Origin of the sequence: Methylobacterium sp. GXF4 (assembly GCF_000272495.1) — a bacterium.
GTDB classification, from domain to species: Bacteria; Pseudomonadota; Alphaproteobacteria; order Rhizobiales; family Beijerinckiaceae; genus Methylobacterium; species Methylobacterium brachiatum.
Map to the genome: position 1 here is coordinate 1 of NZ_AKFK01000087.1, position 20,780 is coordinate 20,780.

Below are 20,780 nucleotides of genomic sequence, written 5' to 3' on the forward strand. Positions count from 1 at the left end.
TGATGTCGCCGATCGTCTGGGTCTTCTCCGACAGGCTGACGATGTTGCCGGCCACGGCCTCCGCCTGCTCGCGGATCGCGTCCATGGCCTTGGCGGTGTCGGACACCGCGCGCAAACCCTGGCGGGAGGTCTGGGCCGTGGCCTGGGCGGTGGCGATCACCTCGGTGGCGCGCTTGCCGATCTGCGCGCCGGAATGGGTGATCTCGTCCACCGTGGCGGCGGTCTCCTGCACGGCGGCGAATTGCTCCTCTACCGAGGCCGCCTGCTGCTGGGCCGAGGCACGGATCTCGGCGGCGGCGGCGTTGAGGTCGGCGGTGGCGGCGCGGTTCGTCCGGGCGAGATCGGACAGGCCGTCCACCATCGCGTCGAGCGTGCGCCCGAGGCGCGCGATCTCGTGGCGCCCGCCGGAATGCAGCCGGCCCGACAGATCCCCCGCACCGACCCGCTCGACGAACGCCATCACGTCTCCGAGCGGGCGGACGATCAGGCGGTTGATGGCCACCGCGATCCCGGCGCAGATCAGCAGCGTGAGCAGGGTGCCACCCCACAGAGCCAGGGTCTCGTTGCGTTCGGCTTGGGACGCCCGCTGGCTCAGCATCGCCCGATGGGCCTCCTCCAGGCTCTCGATGGCGACAAGCTTGTCACGCAGCGTGTCGAACAGCTGCTTGCCGGTGCCCTCGGACTCGATACGCACCGCCTCGGGTCGGGTCGCCGGGTCAGCCGTGCCCCGGATGGCCGCTTGACCGATATCGGCCTGCCAAGTGCGGGCCGCCGTCACGGCATCGGCCAGCAGGCGCGACGCGGCGGCATCGGTGCCGATCAGGTTTCTGAGGCGGTCGATCGCTGCGTCCAGGGCCGGTTGTCCCTGGCGGTAGGGTTCCAGGCTGCCCTCTCGGCCGGATATCAGGTAGCCACGCAGCCCCGTCTCCTGGTTGAGCATGGCATTGCGGAATGCGTCGAGGCTGCGGATCGTTTGATTCGAGCGACTCAGAGCGTCGTTCGCGTCCTGCAGCTGGCCGCGGGTCAGCAGGACCGCCCCGCTGCTGAGCACCGACACCAGCGCGATGACGCCGATGGCGCTCCCGAGGGTGCGATTGAGACCCAACGTGTTCGGCATGTTCGGCTTTTCCTAACCCGACTGGCGCACGGCCTCGCGCGGCTGCGGCAACCGAAGGCGGCGTAAGCCCATAGCGCCCAAACCAGGCTGGTGCGAGCCGTATGCCGATGGAATAGGTCCGGCCCGGCGATCCGCCGGTTCTCGCCCTCGCTGCGTCGGGTGTGCACGGGGAGGCCCTGCATCGCGGGTGCGGTTGCAACTTGGGTTCGAGAGGGATTTGGAGCTACGGCGAGCGCGACGGCGGTCATCCCCGGTCCGCAACGACCGCGCATCGCCGGATTCCCGAACCTTCAGGGGCCTGTGGACCTTCGGCCTCGAACGCGGTATGATGCGTGTGAGGTTGATGACCGGTTCGTAATAACGTTTCAGGACCCGGGGGCGGTACCCGGCGCCTCCACCAGAAGCATCCTGTCCCTGATAATGCAGGGGTCTTGGCAGACTGCGATGCGTTGTCTGCAGCCAGGGTGTTTCTGATGGGGGCGAAGTTAGGTTCGACTGGACGGTAAAGGGATCGCGAGTTCTACCCTGTTTCGGCAGGATAAGATGCGACTTTCGGTAAGGACTCGACCGGTTCGGCGCAGGCAACCCCTGTTCCGGGCACCTGACCAAAACTCTAAATGCCAACGATAACGTTGTCATGGATGCCCGCCTCGCGGCGTAAGCATCTTGCGGCAGGGCAGCCGTAGAAACAGAACCCGGGGCTTCGGCCCCGGGGCCCACCTTTTCCGACGGAATGAGCATGGGCAACGTTCCACGGCGATCCCGGGGGCCGTCGATGTATGTCTGCTCGCTCCGAGCAAACGTCTCTGCATCTGCTGCCGGGAGCCGGCTTCGTCAGGCTGGCGGCGGGGATGCCCTCCGTGTTTTCAGCGACGAATACCGGCCCGCCCCAGAGTCTTTTTGAAGAAGCCTCCGGCAAGCGATGGCTTGGACGCTACGGTGGGCGGGTACCGGGGAGGATACTAGTGCAGTGACGCGTACGGAGGATTCACGCGTACGATGAGACGTGCGAGTCTGGGCGATGGCTCAGACGGTATGCGTGCTTCTCGATGCGACCGATGCGGCACGGTTGGCTGCGATTGCGAGCGACCACTCCCGTTCGCTCAAACATACCCAGCGCGCTCGCATCATCCTGCTCTCAGCCGAGCGCCTGAGCGTCCAGGACGTCGCCCGGCGGGCAGGCGTCAGACGCCCGGCACGCCGCCCCATTCGACCGAGACGGTGGCCGAGGTGCTGGCGCTGACCTGCTCGGAGCCGCCGGGCGAGGTCACCCACTGGATCCGGCCGGGCCGGCCGTGGCTCGCGCGGTCGGGATCTCGTTGCGTGCCGTGCAGCGGATCTGGGACGCTCACCGCCTCCAGCTGCACCGGCTGCGCACGTTCAAGCGCTCGCGCGACCCGCTTTTGCCGCCAAGGTCGAGGATGTCGTCGGCCTCTACATGACCCCGCCCGCCCAGGCGGTGGCGCTGTCCATCGACGATCCTTCGATAAGCTCAGGATGAGGAGAGCCAGATCCAGGCGCTGGAGCGGACCCGCCCCGATCGTCCGCTTACCCCCGGCCATCCCGCCGCCCAGACCCACGACTATACCCGTCACGGCACGACGACGCTGTTTGCCGCCCTCGACGTCCTGGCGGGCACCGTGCTCGGCCGCTGCATGCAGCGCCACCGGAACGGTGAGTTCATCCGGTTCCTCAACGCCGTCGAGGTTGCTGTCCCGCCCGGCAAGGCGATCCACGCGATCCTCGACAACGTCACCACTCACAAGCATCCGAAGGTGCGCGGCTGGCTGGCTCGCCACCCGCGCCGGACCTTCCACCTCACCCCGACTTCGGCCTCGTGGCTCAACGCCGTCGAGGGCTTCTTCTCAGCGCTGACCCGTCGTCGGCTGCGACGCGGCTCCTTCACCGGCGTCGTCGATCCGCAGGCAGCCATCAAACGCTACATCGCCGAGCACAACCGGCGCGCCAGACCTTTCGTCTGGACCAAACCCGCCACCGACATCCTCGCCGCCGTCAGCCGATCCCCAGAACCATCCGTCTGAGTCAGTGCACTAGCTGTCTGGTTGCGAAACCTCCTTGGCGTCTGCGACGATGCGAAGGGCACGTTTGACGAGACTTGGGCTGGGCGGTCTGTAGGTGGGATTGGCGAGCGCTGGATCAGCTTTGAGCCGCTGGCGCAGCACCATCTCGGGCGAGAGACCTTTGAGCACGCGCTGCCGGCGACCGTTGTAGGCCGCGTTGAAGCCGCGCAGCACGATCTCCAGGTCGGCGTGGCTGTAGATCATGATGCCCAACACCTCCCTCTGCACCCGGCCGTTGAAGCGATCGGCCATGCCATTGGTCGTTGGCGTGTAGGGTCGCGTCTTGCGATGCTGCACCCTGTGCCGCTCGCAGGCTGCCTCGAAAGCATCGGCCGTGAAGCAGGAGCCCCGATCGGTGAGCACGTGGGTGACTTGGAAGGGGAAGGCGTCGAGTGCCTCCGTGGGGAAGGCCACCGCCGAGGCCGTTGTCTCGTCGTCCACGACGGCGAGGTGCACGTAGCGCGAGGCACGGTCGACGGCGACGTAGAGGAAGCGCTTGTGGGTGGAGCCGTCGCGGTCGCGCAGCTTCGGCAGGTGCTTTACGTCGACATGCACGAAGCCGACCTCGTAGTCCTTGAAGGCGCCGTGCGGCTTCCGGGCCTGCTCTGCGGGCGGCAGCCGGTTGAGGCCCTCCACCCTGAGGATGCGGTAGACGGCGTCCCGGGTCAGGTGCGGCAGGAAGTGGCTGACGACGAAGGTCAGCGCGTCGGGGGGCGGTGGAGCGGCGGAGCGCGCACACGATGGCACGCTCCTCATCGCTGGCGCGCCAGGGCAGTTTATGTGGCCGGGCCGAGCGATCGTGACAGGCATCGGGGCCGCGTCTGCGCCATTTGCGGATGGTCTCGGTTGATACGCCGTAGCGCTTGGCCCGCACCCCGGAGCTCTCGGGCGAGCGTGCGATCTCGGCGCAGACGGCCGGAGTGGTGCGGGCCCGGGGATGGATGGCGAGCATCAACGAGCCCTCCTGGTAGCGCGACGGCGCATACCCTCGAACCGCCAAGCTTAGGCTTTGATCGCCCAACGGGCCACAGCCCAACGACGTTCCTCAACCAAACAGCTAGGGTCCGGCGGCTAATCCGCAGCAGCTTCGACGCCTCGTCGGCAGTGAAGAGATCGGACACGGTCACGGCAACTCCGCTTCTGGCCGCATGGCCTGCGAGCAGACCTTGGCGCAGCTCGGCCGGATGTCATCCGGTCTCTGCCCCACCCCGCGCGACCTGCGCGCGTGCCAAGCGGCTACAATGCCATTGTGCGATGCGAATCAGATAATGGATGGGCACAGTTGGAGGCGGGGCCCGGAGTCGAACCGGACGTGCGAAGCTTTGCAGGCTTCTGGCTGCACACTCGCCCACATGGCCATCGTCCTTTGACCACACCGCTTGTGCAGCATCAAGGTCGCGCGATGAGGGACCCTCGGATGGCCGCCAAGACGCTTAGCAGTGTCCTACCGACCATGACCCCTGGCCTGGAGGCCATCCCCGGGAACGGTGGCGGCGCCGGGATCCGGTTCCCGAAGCGAGAGGGATAGGCATTGAGGCGGTCAGGGCGTACCACCGAGTTCCTGAGGCCGAAGGGATGTCTTGAAATGAGCGCGGTGCGGTTCTCTCTAGCTGTCGCGCTGTCGATGCTCGTGCTGCCGATCAGCGCCGCTGCTCCTGCATCGGCTGGCCCAGCCCAATCCTATCAATACCGTGAGAAGCGGTTCCGCAACGCTTGCTGGCCACCGTTCAAGTTTGCTGCTGGCGCTTGTGTGCGTAGGTGCCCGGCCGGGTATCAGAACAACGGTGGCTATTGCCGTCAGCGATCGATGCGGTTCTGAAAGTCCTTGCGGTGAGTGGAAAAGATCCGCGAGACGACGACTGCGACTACGAGCACTCTTCGCTATCCGGATCGTTCACCCGCGATGGTGAGACGGTCGACGTGGAGATTTATCGGTTCGCGGGCACGCAGGATCCTTGGCGGCTGGCCGTCGTCCACATGTCCGGCGGTAACACTGAATGGCAGGAGCGGTTCGCGACGGAGGAGGATGCCTACGCCGCTTTCCTGGAGGTGGCTGAGAAAAGCGGCCTCGCGTCGTTCTGCGCCCGTCCCAGCGAGAGCGTGCACTGATCGCGATCAGAACTTTGCGCAGACGCGGGCGAGATCGACGACCTCCCCCGCCAGCCCGTGATCGGATCGGGCGGTGGGCTGAGCCGGTTTCAACATGGATCAGGCAAGACCGCTTCTGCCGCATGGTCGATCGCCATGCCTTGGCGTAGCTCGGCCGGATGTCAGCCGGTCTCGCCCCCACGCTGCTCCCGAACCCCGTCGCGATGTGGCACGGGGCCATCGAAAACATCTCCGAGCGCGCCTCACCGTGTCGCTACCTGACACCTGCACAGTGGGCGACGATGCGGGAGTCGGCGCTCGATTTCTGCACCCGCTTCGGCGCTGAGGCTCACAGCTTGAGCTGGACAGCGCCACAGCTCTTCGGCGTCCATCCCGAGCACGGCAGGCTTCAGGTAGACTGCTGCGGTGGGCTGATGACCGCTGGCAAGCAGGCGACGCCAGTCGAGGCGGATCGGATCGTGTTCGAGCGGACCGCGGCCTACCGGAGCACGCCAGGCATGGTGTGGGGACCGCCGATCTGGGAATTCAAGACGAAGGCTGGTTGATGCGGCTCCGGTTGGAGCGCTCGGCGTCCCCGCTCGTTGCCCCTCTGACCCTGACCCACCAAACTGGTCCGCGCTGAGCGCAAGTTTTTCGGGCATCCTGAACCCTGAAGGAGGGTGGATGCCATGCCTCGCAAGCGCTTTACGAACGAACAGATCGCCTTCGCCCTTCGGCAGGCGGAGAACGGCGCGACGGTGGACGAGGTCTGCCGGAAGATGGGTGTGTCCGAGCCGACGTTCTACCGCTGGAAGAAGCAGTTCGTCGGCATGGGCGTGCCGGAGATCCGGCGGCTGAAGCAGCTGGAGGACGAGAACAGCAAGCTCAAACGATTAGTGGCCGACCTGACGCTGGACCGCTCGATGTTGCAGGATGTCCTGAAGCGAAAGTGGTAAGGCCCGGCGCTCGCCGTGAAGTCGCCGGCCACCTGCAGGTGGCCTACGGCTCGAGCCGAGCGTCGGGCCTGCCAGGCCACCGGTTTTGGCCGCTCGTCCCAGCGTTACAGGAAGCGCTCTGACCCGCAGGTTGCGCTGCGGATGCGGCTGAAGGAACTCGCTGCCGCGCGGGTGCGCTACGGCTACCGACGGCTGCATATCCTACTGCGACGGGAGGGCTGGGAGGTGAACCACAAGCGCACCTACCGGATCTATCGCGACGAGGGACTGTCGATCCGGCCCAAGCTGCCCAAACGCAAACGGGCTTGGCGCTACCGGCAAGGGCGGCCGGCGATCGGCGGACCCAACGAGGTCTGGGCCATGGGCTTTATGTCTGATCGCATCTTCGACGGACGTCCGTTCCGGATCCTGACGGTCGTCGATTGCCGTACGCGAGAGGCGCTCTCGCTCACACCGAGAGCCAACTTCCGCGCCTTCCAGGTGACCGAGGCCCTGGACGCACTGGTGAAGCTCCGCGGTCGTCCAAAGAGCCTACGGGTGGACAATGGACCGGAGTTCGCCGGGCGCATGCTCGACCAGTGGGCGTACCTGAACGGGGTCGAGATCGACTTCTCACGACCGGGCAAACCGACAGACAACGCCTACATCGAGTCGTTCAACGGCCGCCTACGGGCGGAATGTCTGAACGCCGCGTGGTTCCTGTCGCTGGCCGATGCCCGCGAGCGCATCGAGGACTGGAGGTGCCACGACAACGAAGATCGCCCCCATACGGCCCTGGGCGGCTTGACGCCCCGAGCCTTCGCCAACCAAGCTGTCACAGCCCGAGAACTTGCATAGGCCGTGGACCACAAACGGGGTCAACTCCAACAACCCGGGAACTTGCATAGGCCGTGGACCACAAACAGGGTCAACTCCAGGCCGACGATGCACTAACTTCGAACCTGGGCCACCGAATGGGGCAGGCCAGTCCGGCTGCCATGATGATGCCCGGACATTGTTAACCGGATAGAAACGAAAACGGCCGGGTATTACCCCGGCCGCCGTCATCGATATACCGTTTGAGGATCAGCGGAGGAGCTGGAGGATACCCTGCTGCTGCTGGTTCGCGAGCGAGAGAGTCTGCTGGGCAATCGATTGGCGAGTCTGAAGAGCGGTAAAATTAGCCGCTTCTTCGTTCATATCAGCGTTCACAAGATTATCAGAGCCGGTCTTGAGAACATTCACGATTTGCTTCGTGAAATCTTGGCGGGTCTGCACCACTGACAAGCTCGAACCAAGGCTTGAAGCTTTGGTCGAGAGTGAGGTGAGTGCGGTTGTCAGAAGATCCGAAAGTTTGTCGAGGTCTTCATTGCTCGTGAAAGTAGCGGCATCCGCCGGGAGCGTATCAGCAGCACCAGCTGCTCCAGCCGTAGTAATGCCAAGACTTCCGGCAGTTACTGCCTCGGCAGCATCCCCAGCGGCATTCTTGAGACTGACGGTGATGTCGCTCTTATTCGTGCCGGTTTTTTCATTAAACGTGACGTTCAGCTCTTCGCCGTTCAACAGGTTGACGCCGTTGTACCCAGAGTCTTTCGCCAAAGTGTTTATTTGCTTTGCGAGGTCAAGATACTGCGTTTTTAGGTTGTCCCTCACCTTTGATGTTGTTGCGTCTGTTGCGTCATACGTTGTATCCTGGCGCGCCTGCTTGACGGTAGACTGCATCTGCTGGACGAGGTTCTTCATCCCGTCGATGCCCTTCGAGGCAGCCTGAATGGTCTGAATACCGTTCGACATGCCGTCTAGAAGGTCGGTCAACTGGCTGGAACGACTGTTAAGACCCGATGCCGTGAAGAAATTTACGGGATTGTCGAGCGCAGAATTGACCTTTTTGCCAGTCGAGAGACGCTCAGAAATAGTATCCTGCAAGCTCTGTGTGTTTTGCAGGGACAGAAGGCTGGAACGGGTCGCAGACGTAAGAGTGATAGGGGAGGACATCGGTGCACCTTATTTGGTCTGAAACCGCATTTTTACGGTCAGGGCCATATACGTGCACCGATCTTGCGAAGTCATTAATTTGATGCAACGAGTTGCTGGTTTGTTGTGCCGTCGTTAACGAATTTGATTTAATAAATATTCAATCGGAGGGATTGTGTTATGGGCCTGCGTATTACCCTGAAGCCAAATGAGCGCCTGATCATCAACGGAGGCGCAGTCCGAAACGGGGACCGATCGACAGTATTGCATTTTGAAAATCACTGTAAGTTTCTCAGAGGCAGCGAAATAATTCTTGAGAGCGAGGCGAACACTCCCTGTAAGCAACTTTGTCTTCTAATACAAATCATTCATTTATCTGAAAATAGTCCCGAGATGGAAAGATTGTTTTTTGAGAAATCGGTAGAAATATTGAAGTATCTGCCTTCTGCCGCTCCGTTTTTGCTGGATATCCAGCGATTTTTGTCGGACAATGAGACACATCGGGCCATAAAGGTTGGCCGCGATCTGCTTTATCACGAAGTCAATATAATTGAGCGACGTGCTTCGGCTTGAGAAATCAAGGCAAGGAGCATTGACCGCCTATCGCAGGTGCTCAATATCATTCCGCAATCCGGGCAATAATTGAGAATGGATCTCCTCTGAATGCCCCGATTCTAAGTCGCGCAGCGATAGGATTAGGAGTTGTTGCCGCTTGCTGTATAGGCATTTGGGTATTCCGTGGGGGCGAAGGTCGTAAGGTTAGGGCGCGCACTTGACCGTCATACAACCCAGCAGGGCAGCACAGAAGTTGGGTTTTGAAGGTGCATCTACAGAAGACACGCCGGCCAAACGTGAACGGGGGGAACACGGCGGCCGGCGCGCTCGCGAGCGGAAGGCAGCGGGGGCTCAGCCGCTGCGAAAGATAGGAAAATGGGGATCGCCAGACGGAACGGGCAGATCCCCACTTGGGCTTACACCAATCGGCGTTGATCATAACCGATAGGCCCAGTCGTGCAGTCCGAGAGACATGATCTTCCATGGCTGCGCGTTCAGCCTGTTCCAAGCATCACAGCAGCGATCGACGATGTCGTCGTAGGAGGTGAAGATCGCCGAGCCAGTCGTCTCGGATGAACTGCCAGATGTTCTCCACTGGACTTCGGCCGCGCTGGGTGGCAGCGGCAGCAGGGTGATGTTGTCGGGCACGCTCAGACTCATGGGCGCTGTGCCAGCCGGCGACGTCCAGGATCAGTACTGCATGGGCGCGGGGAGCGACGGTGCGACTGATCTCGACCAAATGCAAATTCATCGCCTCGTTGTCGCAGCGGGGCAGGACGAGACCGGCGCCCTTGTCCTTCTCCGGACAGATCGCGCCGAAAATGTAGGGGTAGGCCGTGCGTTGGTCCTTGGGCGCTGCGGGCTGTGTTCCGCGCCGCGCCCAGCGCGGCAGGGTGTTATTCTAGCCAAGATGGGCCTCGCCTGCCACCAGATCTCGAAGGCCGTGCCCGGTGGCAGACCTACGCGGACGGCGCTTACGACCGCGGGCAGGTTTTTATAAACGCCGTCAGTGCGGCCGGATCCTGCTCGTATGGGGCGAGCCGTCGGCTATGCAAAGCCGAGTGCTTTGAGCGTGCGGCCCACCGTGCGTTCGTCGAGGCTGATGCCGAAGCTGGCGTTGACCCAGGCGGCCAGATCTTTCAGCCGCTCGCGCACCACGCCGTGCCGCTTCGGGGCCGGCCTAACCTCGATGACCCGCGCCAGCGCCTGGCGTTGCGTCACGTTGAGTTTGGGTGCGTTGCCGGGCGCCTTGCGGTCGATCAATCCGGCGGGGCCGGACGCGTTGAAGGCTATGACCCAATCGCGTACCGTCTGCAGGCCTTCCGCCCCGATCCAACAAGCGGCCTCCGACCGGCTACCGCCCTCGTGGATCGCAGCCAGAGCCAGCAGCCGACGACTCTGGCTCGCATCCCGGCTCGCACGGGCCAGCCGCCGCAGGTCACCGGCACGAAAGTCCTCACGCAGCGGCACAGCAACGAACGTGGCAGTCCCTCTCAGTCCGTCGCAGGGAATCACAGCCGACGCCGCGGCGTAACCCCCTGAGTCCTCGTCATCGCCGTTTGGTATGAGGCATCGCTGTTTTTTTTAGGAGGGATGACGTGACGAACCCGCGGGGCCGCCCGCGCGACGCTACCCCCCAGGATGGACGCAGGGATACGCAACGACGGTTGCGCCTGGGCACTTCAAAGCCACGCCGGCCGTTTGCCAAAGTCGATCGGGCCATGTTCGCGCTGCTGGTCGAGAAGCGCGGCGAGGATGCGCGGCTTCGTGCTCGACCTGCCCTCGCTTATGGCGGACGCCCCACTGCCGTGCCTATCAATGCGCCGGTCCGATGCCGGATGCTCGCCGGGGCGACGGCACGCTTTTAGACTGCGGTTTTCCCGCATAGCTCCCCCGCCACCGATACGAGAGGGCCGTCGTCGGCCGCGCAGCGATCGGGATCGCGAGCGCGGTTTCCGACGTTCAAGCGTGGGTGTCCGTGCGAACGAGTCGATGCAGTGAAACCTCTCCTGATCCTCGCCGTCATGGCCTCGCCGGTCTCTGCGCAGACCTACGATCTGCGCTTCACAGCTAGCGTGTCCAATTCCGGCCAGCCGGGGCTTCAGGGAATGCCGCTCTTTCTCGCGAACAGCTTTTCCGGTGCGAACTTCGATGACCGCGCGACCCTCCGGGTTGACCGCGACGTGGAGACCACGTCCGGCGGCGGCAAGCCGTGGTGGACCTACAAGGCCTTCTGGGCGAACACCACGACGAGCTTCGTCTCGCCCGGGTTCGAGTGGGTGATCACGGCTGAGCTGAATAACCGCGCTCGCAAGAGCGCGAACGCCCAGAACGTCGCCGTGAACGGCACGGCCTGGAAGAAGCCCACGGACAACGGCGAGGAGACCGGCACGACCTGGGCCGGCAACTTTAACTGCGTGGATCAGACCGGTATCCCGAACCCGACAACCTCGTGCATCGGCGTGGAACTCGACATCGGCGGCGCGGTCGGCCCCGATGCGAATCGGCAACGGGTCCTGGCGCATGCGGGAGCCGGCGGGGAGGCCAGGAGCCACGTGGCTTACGGCTACATGGTCTCGACGGGGCCGGGCGTGACCATCGACCGCGCGTTCTCGACGGCCAATGTCGGGTCGACGTTCGGCATCGGCCTCGATCTCGCGGGAGGTTCGTTCAGCGGCGCAGCCGTGCTTCTGGCCCCGGGGCAGTGGGTCGGCCTCGACGGGAACGCCGACGGCACGTTCAGCCGCTTCTTCGGTTTCAATCCCGCCGACAGCACCCTGACATACATGACGCGCGGCGGTCCGATGCTGCGCGTCACTGATGACGGAGCTGCCTACGTGGGCCGATTGATCGAGACGCTTCCACACATCCCGGCATCGTCCTCCGCCCCGTGCGTTGCGGGCGAGCGCGCTTGGGACGAGAGCTTCGAGTACCGCTGCATCGCCCCGAATCGCTGGAAGCGCGCCGCGCTGAGCGACTGGTAGGGCTCTCCGTCCCGTCGCCGATCACGCACTCTGCCCCGGGTGCCGCGCCGTAGATCCGGATGAGCCCGTGCCGCTCGGAGCGCACCGGCTTCGCCTGTCTCGCGTTCATGGGATGGTGTGTGATCGCGCGCCGCGCCTGATGGCGCGATCACACCCGGGCTGTCGATCCGACGGGCTGACCAGCGGCGAGGGCCGGGCTCGGCTGTTCCCGCGAGGGGGCGGGGTGGGTGACGTCATCGACGCGCGACGGGACGCGACGGCCGCGGTGGTCGGGGATGGACGCTGTCGCGAAGGTGCCGCGCCGACGCCGCGGCGGTGACGGGGACGTGACCGTCGAGATCGCGGGCGAACGCGCCGCCGGCAAAGCATGGGCCGTTACGGGCCAGAGTTTTCCACGCGCGTCACGCACCTGGTCGCTGACGGCTTGGCCTCGGGCGAGGCCGAGCGCAACCGCACGCGAGGTCAGTGAATCGCCCCGGAGAGTGGGAGGATTCAGCTTCGAACGGGCCTGCACTGACCGCGCGGCTTCCCCGCCTTCGCTTGAGCGGCGCTCATGGCCGCGCCGATGCACCGACCGGATTGCGGTCATCCGGTGACACGCGTCCCGGATCGGCCTGCGCTTCGCCTGGCGCCGATCTCGTTTGCGGGGGCGGCGAGCCCGGACCGGTGAACGGGACGGTGATCTCGTAGCCTTGATCATGTCTCGAAAACGGGGCCGTGGCGGATCAGGGGCGGCCTGTTGCGTCTTGGGCGCGGGGTGCTGTGCCCCGCGGACATGGCGTCGGGACGGTTCGGGTTCCTCCACGTCGCCGAGGCCGCAATTCCACGCGGCAAGGTGATCCACGCGATCTTGGGCAACGTTGGCAGCCACAAGCACCCGAAGGTGCGCGCCTGGCTTGCCCGCCACCCGCGCTGGACTTTCCGCTTCACCGCGACCTCGGACCCCTGGCTCAACGCGGTCGCGGGCTTCTTTTCGACGCTCACGCGCTGTCGGCTGCGACGCAGCTCGTTCACCGGCGTCGTCGACCTGCAGGCGGCAATCGAACGCGCCATCGCCGAGCACAACCGGCGCGCCAGACCCTTCGTCTGGACCAAGCCGGCCAACGACATCCTCGCCGCCGTCGGCCGATCCCATAAACCATCCGTCTGAGTCGATGCACTAGCCCTGCATCTTGCTGACCACGTGCTTCAGCAGAAACAACCCAATGGTGGTGGCGGTGAACCCGAACATGATCACGTAAAGGTGGTCGATTTGGAGTCCCGCGTAAGGATAATAGGCTGACCTGACCCACTCCGCGGCTTGCAGGGCGGGATTGAACTTCATCCAGTAATAGACTTTTTCGGGCATGTAGCTCGGCATGAACATCACGCCGCTGGAGATGTACAAGACGATGCTGAACAGCGCGTAGCCGATCATCCAGCCTGGGAAAAACCCGATGATGGCGACGTTGATCGTGCCGACGCCGATCCCGAGGCCAATCGCAGCGACGTAGCCGCACACCGCCGTGAGCGGGGCCGAGGGAATCGGATTGACCCCTATGATCAGGAGGACGGAACTGACGACCAAGAGGGCGAGAAATCCGGTCACGATCTCGACGAGGATGCGGGAGAAGATCAGGTCGAAGAGCTTCACCTGCGGATAGTACGTCAGCGGTCGGTTCATGATCACCGATTTCATCACCTCGCGAGAGACGTATTGAAAGACTAAGACTGGGACCGCTCCGGTGGCGAAGAACAACGCCCGGTCGTCGCCGAGCGGCGCCGGTATTTTCTGAAACGTGTAGATCGCGATCAGCATGAAGATGTGAACGCACGGCCACAGGACCACCACCCCGTAGCCCCAGATCGAGGCGCCGAAACGGGTGCGCATGTCGCGCAGGATCAGCGCGTGCAGGACGTGCAGATACGATTCGAGCGGGCTCCGTTGGCTAGGAGCCTGTATGGATGCGGGCATGGGACCAAACCTCGACGTCGGCGAGACATCGACGCAAACCTGGGCAAAAGTGCGTTGGATCGGCCCGACGCTGTCCTTCGTCCCCTCGGGCCAGGTAGGCGTCGAAGGTGTTGCCGGGGGCGTTCGCGAGCTGCGACGGCCTCAACGATCGACGGTCGTCGATATCCTGATCGGTGGGGGGCACGCTCGACCAGTCGGTCCGGGGAGCGCCCTCATGAGGGAACGGTCGGTCGGGGCGAGCGAGCCCGAGTCGCGGTCCGCGCGCAGGTTTGCTACAGGTCGGCGCGTGGCAACGATCTCCCGGACAGCCTGACATGCGCCCGCTCCTCCTCGCCTGCTCGCTGTTGCTCTTCCCCCTCCCCGCCTCGGCGCTGTGCCGCTGCGCCTGCGTGCGGGGCGTGATCACGCCGATCTGCCAGCCCACAGATCTCGTCCACCCCGTGTGCCAGGGGCTCTGCTCGGACGCGATCCGAGCCGAGGCGGTGACGCGCCCGCTCGCCGGCGGTCAACCGCAATACGAGGCGGTGCAACCCTTCGACCCGGCCCCGCCGGGACTGCAGGCGCGTGATCCCAATTACGGCGTCGATGCCCGCGGCTTTCAGCTCGGCACGGCCGGCGTGCAGTCGGGCAACGACGCCTTCTCAAGTTCGAGCGCGGGCGGATCGAGCGGCGCCGCCGCGGGTGCCAGTTCCCGCTGACGGCCTCCCGGCGCGCGGGGTACGCGCATCGTTCCAGACCGGACCGCGCGGGCCGTCTGAGCAGGGCATGAGCCGATTGACGCCCCGGGCCGCTTATGACTTAAGCCCTGCCGCGCTGTGGTGTTCGGGTATTGACGATGGCAGGAGACGATACGCTGGCGAAGGCCCTGGCCGACGTGCGGCAACGGCGAGCCGATCTCCAGGCCGACTACGAGCGCCTGACGACCGAGCTGAACAAGCTTCGGACGGCGGAAAAATCCCTGGCGGCGATCGTCGAGGGCGGAGCCCTGGATGAAGCGGGGCCCGTCGGTCTCGACCCGGCGGGGGAGGTTTCTGTCCGAACCCGGCGGGTGACCGGTCGGGGCAGCCGCGGCCCCCGGGCGAACTCTGCCAAGGGCCGGTTGAAAGCGCTGTTGGAGGAGACGGGACCTCAGGGCTTGTCGCACGCGGAGATCGAGCAACGTCTACCCGACATCGCGCCCAACACGTTGAACACCTATCTCAGCATGATGGTGACCGGCGGCGAGGCGGTGCGCCGGGGCGACTTCTACGTGGCCGCGCCCTCCCCCCGCGACGAGGCCGGGGCCGAGGACGCGGAAGACGCGACCGGGGCGGAGGAGCGGGACGAATCGGGCGATTGAGATCGCTCCGCGCGAAAGATCATGCGAGGCGGCCGCCGACGCCGCGGTCGATCGATCCGGATCCGCCACCGGCATCCGCGGGCGATGCGATCGATCTCGCCCCCGACACGCTTTCGCCTCTAGCCGATGCGAGGACCTTCGAGAGGGAGCCACGCGTATGCGGCTGCGGTTCGGTCAACCGGACTGCGCGTTTCCCGGGCTCTGAGCACTGGGGGATTGCTGATGACGACCCACATCCGGGAGACCGACGGCAGCCCGGTCCCGGCATCTCAGCGGCGGACGGCGATCGCCGCGGCGTTGCGCCAGTTCGCGCGGGTCCCTGGCTTGGCCGATCACAGGACGGGCATTCGGTCCTACCAGAGCCACGTCAAGGCCGACCCGTGGGTCCCGATCCTGTTCGCGCTGTGCTTCGTGCTGCCGACGCTAGCCGGCGCCGTGTACTACGGGCTCATCGCCTCGGACCGGTACGTGACCGACACGCGGTTCGCGATCCGGCCGACGATCGGCACGGCCGACAAGGCGACGTCGGACGCGGTCGGCACCAATGCCGGCGTGCCGAACCAGATGATCGCGCAGGATACCCTGATCACCCTGGAATACGTCCACAGCCGCCCGATGCTGGAGGCGCTCGAAGCGAAGCTGCCGATCCGCGCGTGGTTCAGCCGGGACAGCATCGACTACTTCTCCCGCTTCGACGCGGACAAACCGATCGAGAAGTTGCTGCGATACTGGAAGCGTCGCGTCACGATCGACGTCGAATCAGGGTCCGGTGTCATGTTCTTGTCGGTCGAGGCTTTCGACCCGGCCGAATCCTTCGCCATCGCGGAGGCGGTGCTGAATGAGGCCGAGCGGATGCTGAACGGCCTCAGTGCGCCCGCGCGCCAGGACGCGTTGAGCGAGAGCGCCCGCGAATTGCAGGGCGCGGAGGAGCGGCTGATCAACGCCCGCAGGACGGTGAACGATCTGCGCAACCGGGAGGGCGTGATCGACGCCCAGAAGTCGAACGAGGCCGCCCTCAAGACCATAGGCGATCTGAGATCTTCGCGGATCAACCTGGCAGTCCAGCTCGGGATTGGCCAGCGCGACCTCGGTCCGCAATCGCGTCAGATCATCGATCTGAAGCAGCGTATCAACGATCTCGACGACAACATCGCCCGGGTCGAGCGGCAATTGGCCGGCGGTGACCCTGCCCAGAAGCGCTTGCTATCCGACGCGCTGACCCGGTTCGAGGCCGTCGACAACGGCCGTAAGAACGCGGAGAAGTACTACGAGCAAGTACGGGTAGCCCACGAGCGGGCCCGCATCGTCGCCGCACAGCAGGTGGAGACGTTCGCCGCGATCGTGCAGCCGGCAAAGGCCGAGTCCTCGACGGAGCCGCGGCGGATCCTGATGATCAGCCTGATCACCGCCGGAGCGGCCACGCTGTTCGCGACGACATTGTTCGCGCGCAAGGTGATGGCCTAGAGCTGCCGCCCGAGCGGATACCGAGTCCCCCCGGTCGAGCGCCGAGACGGGGGAACAACTGCAACCGCCGGCCGCGAAGCGCACGGCGACGTCTCGGGTGACGGCTGAACGTCGGCGCGCCCGGCGCAGCTGTAGATGTCCGCAGCTCGACTGTGCCGAGCCTACCAGTCCCGGTCGCGATGGCCGTCGCGCTCGACAAGCACCCCGAGCTTCATTCGCCGTGGGCTGCGCCGCCAGGCCGCCGTGTTCTCATTCAACAGCCGCCCAGTGGCAAAATCGGTCCTCGCACGGAGCTGGTCGACGCCAGCGGTCTCCTTCGGCGCCATGCGCGGGTCAACATCTCGCCCCCCATCAGGGGTGTCTTCGGCTTCGGGATCGGCGGGGACGACCGGCCCGGGGACTGCCAAACCAACACCGGGCCACCACACGTGGGCCACGGCCCGCTCGATCGGCCGATTGACACGTCGACGGAACGTGACAGGATTTCAACCTAGACGATTCTCTTAACCTTAACGGTCCGTTGATGGACCGATCCCAACCACTCGGAGGCCACGGTGAGGCAGGCTCAGGATCGGGAATACGGTCACATAGAGGAATATAAGCTTTGGCTCAAGTGCGACAAGCTCGAACGGAAAGCCGTAGACCTCAGCGTGCTCTCCTACGTCCAGCGCTACGGTATCCGGGAGAAATGCCGGGGCGACATGGCGCGGGTCCGGGCGGCCCTATGCAAGCTCAGCCAGAGCTTGGACGACGACGACTTCCAGACCGAACTTGACCCGCTGACCGCGCAGTTCACCGAACAGCATCCGCACATCGAGAAGCCGCCACGTCACCAGGGGCTGCAAGTCACGTCGTGGACACCGTTGAGCCCCCAGCTCAGGGACGCTCTCATCCGCGACGGTTTCCAGTGCGTCTCCGACGCCGATGCCGTCCCGCAGATCCATCTCGGCGTCGGTGTCCTGGAGGCGTACAAGATTCTGGTGACTCACCCGGACGTGGTCTCGACCTCGAAGGCAGCTGAGGGCATCGTCCGCGGGCGCCCCATCACCCAGGAGCTGGAACGGCTCGGTGCCGCGTCCGGCCATAGAGATTCACCTATCGCGATGACCGGGTCAGAAGGTTCGGGCCCCACTCCCGCGAGAGAGAAGGCGGCCGTTCCGGGTAGCCTGGTCACGAACGCAGCGGTCCCGGCCCCCCGGGTTCGGATGTCGGCAGAGCGATCTTCGGACCCGGCATGCGTGCGGGCGCCCGATGTGCCGCTGCATCACCTCATGGCGACCACGGCGGGCGGTGAACTTCTGGCGGCGATCGTCGCGCGGGAAGGCGAGGTCGATTTCGCCGGTATCTGCCGTCACCTGCGCGGTAGCTACGCGCTCAGCCGGATCGCAGCCGGCACTCAGAGTAAGATTTCAAAGCAGCTTAAAGCTCTGTCGACCGGGGAAGACTGCCGCCTTTCGCTGGGCGATCTGGGCCGTTATCGCCGGCGCTCGCCGAGCGCCGATCCGGCACTGCTCGCCCAGCCGGCGGACCACGATGACGGCCCCGCCCCAGAGGCAACGGCGGGCGCCGGTGCGCGACCCATCGTACTGCGTGGGCCGAAGCCCTCGACCGAGACCGGCATCGACGGGGTGTCCATCGACCTTTCCGTCTCCGACGAGTTGTCGGCGAACGTGGGCTCCGGACGCGCCGGCAACGATCTCGCGCCGCCTCCCGCCTCGGGACCGGAGAATGCTGCGCTTCCGCTCTAGGTCGCACACTCATAACGGCTGGCACGGTTTGGGCGAAATGTCGTGCGTTCCTTGAACGGAAGGCCGGGGGTGGCGCGGTCGACCTGACGGATGCGGAGTGGGTCGCGATCGAGCTGGTTCCACCCCTGGACGTGCGTGGCGAGGGTCGGGTGGGCGCCGTCGGGTGTCCCGGGATCGTCCGGCGGCTGCGCAGGGGCGCACCTTCGGCCGATATCCCGGCTCGCTACGGTCCCTACACGACCTACGATGACCGTCTCTGGGGCTGGTGCAAACGTGGGGCCTGCGATGGTTTCTGTCTGCTATGTCAATGGCTTATGGCGGCGATATGCGGACGATCGACGCCGTCAGCGTGTGGAAGCACCAGCATGCGGCCTCGCCAAAAAGACGATGGATGCCGCTGGCATGGGTCGTCTCATCCTGAGCCTGTCCAGGGGCGCGCGGCGGCCTGACCAGCGAGCTCTACGCGGCTCGATGCGGAGGATCGTCCGCTCGCGCCGAAAATCACGCCCGGCCAAGCGCATGACGGGGGCTCGGCGGCCGACATTCTGGCTGGTTAGGGCTCGTGGCAGATCCCGCTGGATGCCCGGGTCTACGATTGCGATGCGCCGCGGACCCGGATGGTCGAGCGGGGCGCCGTGGGCCAACCGGAAGTCGATCCCCAACCACAAGCAGGTGCTGGCGTTCGAGTCCATTCCTGTACCCGTAGCGCGGTCTAATTGAGCGCTTCTTCAGCAAGATCAAGCGCATCCGCGCAGTCACCACGCGCTACGACCAGGATCCCGACACCTCACGCGCCACCGTCGAGCTCGTAGCCGTCCGGGTCCGCCGGCGAACTTCAAAAGCCTGCCTTTAGGCCACGGCGCGTGCCGGTTGTTCACGCGGCGATTGAACCCTGAGCACCCGCGCCGGTCGCGCGGGACGGCTCGCGGGCGACCAGCGCAGGGGGGGGCGACGCCGCCAGTGCGCGCCGGACGCCCTCGGGGTCGATGTCCAACTAACGAGGAGTACCGCCTGTGAAACCCGGAGAATCCGCCCTCGTCGGTTCACCCCCCTACCCTGTCGATGATCCTTTCGGGTGGTTCGAGCCCTTCCCCGTTCCCGGAACGCCTCACGCCGACCCGGGGGTAGCGATTGCCCCCGACGCGGTCCGACAGATGTTGTTAGAAGCGCGCGTGGATGCCTGTGGGCTGCAACCCACGCGCACGGCGTCCACGATCGAAAGCTATATCGGATCGGTGCGGACGCTCTTCCGCCAAGCAGGGGCGTCGACAGATCTGGAGGCCGATGAACGGCTGACCGTGACCATCGGGTGGTTCGGCGATCAGCACGGATCCTGGAGGAAGAGCGTCGTGCGCCACCACCGCGCGGCCCTGCTCTGGGCCGTGGGGTCGCTGGTCGAGGCCGGTCTCGCCGACCGAGGCGATCTGCGACGCTGGCTCTCCGATCTCCAGCGCAAGCCAAATCCATGCTCGCCGCAGGCCCCGCCGCGCACCAGCGCGCGCAAACGGATGACGTTCACGCGGGATGAGTACGAGGAGCTCATACAGCACCTCGTGCGTCGTAGATCTGAGACGTCGTGGCTGCTGGCCGGTCTGATCGGATACGGGCAGCACTTCGGCTTGCGACCGGCCGAATTCTGGCACGCGTTTGTGCGGCGTCATCAACTCGTCGTCCGCTGCGCGAAGGCTACGAACGGTCGCGCGCTCGGGACCGAGCGAGCCTACGACCTCCACGGTTTCGACCCCCAGCTTCGGCGCGGCCTGGTGATGTTTCTCCGCCGTCTGCGTCGCGCTGCGGCCGCGGCTTCGAGCCGGCCGGCGTTCCAGGATCGTCTGGCCAAGGCTCTGACGCGGGCGTGCCACGCTTGTGGCATCAAACCGATCTCGCTCTACACCCTGCGCCATCAAGCGATCGCCAATGCGAAGCTTTTCCTGGATCGCATCGAAGTCGCAGCTTTCGCGGGGCACGCATCCCCACGGACAGCGTCGCGCAACTACGCCCGCCGAAAAAGCGGTTGGGGCGTCCCGCTCCTGTGTCGCCCCGCGGACGATTCAGTCGGCGCGATCCGCGACCGGTCGTGCCGCGGTCGCGTCGGCGCAGGCCCGAGCGAGGATACGGCTCCTCTCGCCTCGGGTGACCAGTCCGAAGATGACGACCTGACGCCGATTGGACTGAGACGAGGTTGAGCGGGCGTCGATCCGCTATCCGCGTCCGGGGTCGCGTACGCCCTCCGGGGGGTTGGTCATCTCCGGGGGCATCCGCCTACGATCGGGCATACTCCGTCCCGAAGCGGCGGAGTGCGATGAGGCGCGCCCTCCCCCCGGGCTGCCGACCCGCGCGGATGGCCGGCAGATCGAACCTCCGCCTTCGGCGCCTTCAGGGGTGTCCGCGCTCGAACGCAGGCCTGAGCGCTGTGCTCATCTGATCACACGGAGCGGGCGTTCCGTTCGCTGGCGCGTCGTGATGGTACGATTGGTCTGCCTCCCGGCGAGGTCAGGGCGGGGTGTTGAGGTGAGCCCCTCGCCCGCGGGGGGGGCAGTG

General features: G+C 65.2%; 13 protein-coding genes, 1 other RNA gene and 6 pseudogenes. 15 read left to right on the plus strand and 5 right to left on the minus strand.

Annotated features, from left to right (window positions below; genetic code table 11):
* A partial coding sequence (locus tag WYO_RS25030; protein WP_007567873.1) for a CHASE3 domain-containing protein occupies positions 1-1,117 on the minus strand: 1,117 nt, incomplete at its 3' end.
* A gap of 318 nt (positions 1,118-1,435) precedes the next feature.
* On the opposite strand from WYO_RS25030, the gene ssrA reads away from it, so the two are divergent.
* Positions 1,436-1,811, plus strand: a transfer-messenger RNA (tmRNA) gene (gene ssrA, locus WYO_RS30155).
* 327 nt (positions 1,812-2,138) lie between these two features.
* Positions 2,139-3,159 (plus strand): annotated as a pseudogene (locus WYO_RS30160) (IS630 family transposase).
* A gap of 9 nt (positions 3,160-3,168) precedes the next feature.
* Here WYO_RS30160 and WYO_RS29135 read toward each other — a convergent pair.
* A pseudogene (locus WYO_RS29135) lies at positions 3,169-4,150 on the minus strand (IS481 family transposase).
* Positions 4,151-4,822: 672 nt separating this feature from the next.
* Here WYO_RS29135 and WYO_RS32240 point away from each other — a divergent pair.
* The 4 genes and pseudogenes from WYO_RS32240 (at position 4,823) to WYO_RS30515 (ending at position 7,079) form a co-directional block, all read left to right on the plus strand.
* A complete protein-coding gene (locus WYO_RS32240) occupies positions 4,823-5,017 on the plus strand; it encodes a hypothetical protein (RefSeq protein ID WP_085985819.1) in 195 nt (64 codons plus the stop codon).
* Entirely contained in the window at positions 4,990-5,307 is a 318-nt protein-coding gene (locus WYO_RS25050; RefSeq protein ID WP_348270298.1) for a hypothetical protein, read from the plus strand. Before WYO_RS32240 ends, WYO_RS25050 begins: the two co-directional genes overlap by 28 nt.
* A gap of 158 nt (positions 5,308-5,465) precedes the next feature.
* Positions 5,466-5,852, plus strand: coding sequence for a hypothetical protein (locus WYO_RS25055; protein ID WP_007567885.1), 387 nt, complete (start codon positions 5,466-5,468; stop codon positions 5,850-5,852).
* Between the two features lie 123 nt (positions 5,853-5,975).
* A pseudogene (locus WYO_RS30515) lies at positions 5,976-7,079 on the plus strand (IS3 family transposase).
* 228 nt (positions 7,080-7,307) lie between these two features.
* Here the strand turns inward: WYO_RS30515 and WYO_RS30170 are convergent.
* Entirely contained in the window at positions 7,308-8,216 is a 909-nt protein-coding gene (locus WYO_RS30170) for a flagellin (RefSeq protein WP_007567890.1), read from the minus strand.
* 159 nt (positions 8,217-8,375) lie between these two features.
* Between WYO_RS30170 and WYO_RS30175 the strand changes: the two genes are divergently transcribed.
* The gene (locus WYO_RS30175) at positions 8,376-8,768 is read left to right on the plus strand and encodes a flagellar biosynthesis repressor FlbT (protein ID WP_081497038.1); all 393 of its coding nucleotides are present in this window, start codon (positions 8,376-8,378) and stop codon (positions 8,766-8,768) included.
* Positions 8,769-9,185: 417 nt separating this feature from the next.
* Here the strand turns inward: WYO_RS30175 and WYO_RS30180 are convergent.
* Positions 9,186-10,265 (minus strand): annotated as a pseudogene (locus WYO_RS30180) (IS630 family transposase).
* Positions 10,266-10,747: 482 nt separating this feature from the next.
* On the opposite strand from WYO_RS30180, the gene WYO_RS25085 reads away from it, so the two are divergent.
* Both WYO_RS25085 and WYO_RS25090 read left to right on the plus strand, forming a co-directional pair.
* Complete coding sequence (locus WYO_RS25085) at positions 10,748-11,734, plus strand: hypothetical protein (RefSeq protein ID WP_007567898.1); 987 nt, start codon at positions 10,748-10,750, stop codon at positions 11,732-11,734.
* A 796-nt stretch (positions 11,735-12,530) separates the two neighbouring features.
* A pseudogene (locus WYO_RS25090) lies at positions 12,531-12,884 on the plus strand (IS630 family transposase); the annotation flags it as partial.
* A gap of 9 nt (positions 12,885-12,893) precedes the next feature.
* On the opposite strand, the gene WYO_RS25095 reads toward WYO_RS25090, so the two are convergent.
* Positions 12,894-13,688, minus strand: coding sequence for an ABC transporter permease (locus WYO_RS25095; RefSeq protein WP_007567902.1), 795 nt, complete (start codon positions 13,686-13,688; stop codon positions 12,894-12,896).
* A 314-nt stretch (positions 13,689-14,002) separates the two neighbouring features.
* Between WYO_RS25095 and WYO_RS25100 the strand changes: the two genes are divergently transcribed.
* The 6 genes and pseudogenes from WYO_RS25100 to WYO_RS25120 all read left to right on the plus strand — a co-directional run bounded on the left by WYO_RS25100 (position 14,003) and on the right by WYO_RS25120 (position 20,425).
* Positions 14,003-14,386 (plus strand): hypothetical protein, encoded by a 384-nt coding sequence (locus WYO_RS25100; protein ID WP_007567904.1) that lies wholly within the window; start codon positions 14,003-14,005, stop codon positions 14,384-14,386.
* A gap of 137 nt (positions 14,387-14,523) precedes the next feature.
* Complete coding sequence (locus WYO_RS25105) at positions 14,524-15,027, plus strand: hypothetical protein (RefSeq protein ID WP_007567905.1); 504 nt, start codon at positions 14,524-14,526, stop codon at positions 15,025-15,027.
* A 297-nt stretch (positions 15,028-15,324) separates the two neighbouring features.
* On the plus strand, positions 15,325-16,491 hold the full coding sequence (locus WYO_RS25110) for a capsule biosynthesis protein (protein ID WP_348270299.1): 1,167 nt from the start codon (positions 15,325-15,327) through the stop codon (positions 16,489-16,491).
* A gap of 554 nt (positions 16,492-17,045) precedes the next feature.
* Entirely contained in the window at positions 17,046-18,239 is a 1,194-nt protein-coding gene (locus tag WYO_RS25115) for a hypothetical protein (RefSeq protein WP_007567910.1), read from the plus strand.
* Positions 18,240-18,322: 83 nt separating this feature from the next.
* A pseudogene (locus tag WYO_RS31180) lies at positions 18,323-19,092 on the plus strand (IS5/IS1182 family transposase).
* 301 nt (positions 19,093-19,393) lie between these two features.
* Positions 19,394-20,425 carry a hypothetical protein gene (locus WYO_RS25120; protein ID WP_039904132.1) on the plus strand — a complete coding sequence of 344 codons (1,032 nt, stop codon included), beginning with the start codon at positions 19,394-19,396 and terminating at the stop codon, positions 20,423-20,425.
* The last annotated feature ends 355 nt before the right edge of the window (positions 20,426-20,780 follow it).

Coding starts and splice junctions, on each gene's coding strand:
- WYO_RS25105 (WP_007567905.1), top strand. CDS start 14,524: ATGGCAGGAGACGATACGCTGGCGAAGGCCCTGGCCGACGTGCGGCAA.
- WYO_RS30175 (WP_081497038.1), top strand. CDS start 8,376: ATGGGCCTGCGTATTACCCTGAAGCCAAATGAGCGCCTGATCATCAAC.
- WYO_RS30170 (WP_007567890.1), bottom strand. CDS start 8,216: ATGTCCTCCCCTATCACTCTTACGTCTGCGACCCGTTCCAGCCTTCTG.
- WYO_RS25095 (WP_007567902.1), bottom strand. CDS start 13,688: ATGCCCGCATCCATACAGGCTCCTAGCCAACGGAGCCCGCTCGAATCG.
- WYO_RS32240 (WP_085985819.1), top strand. CDS start 4,823: ATGCTCGTGCTGCCGATCAGCGCCGCTGCTCCTGCATCGGCTGGCCCA.
- WYO_RS25055 (WP_007567885.1), top strand. CDS start 5,466: ATGTCAGCCGGTCTCGCCCCCACGCTGCTCCCGAACCCCGTCGCGATG.
- WYO_RS25100 (WP_007567904.1), top strand. CDS start 14,003: ATGCGCCCGCTCCTCCTCGCCTGCTCGCTGTTGCTCTTCCCCCTCCCC.
- WYO_RS25120 (WP_039904132.1), top strand. CDS start 19,394: ATGTTGTTAGAAGCGCGCGTGGATGCCTGTGGGCTGCAACCCACGCGC.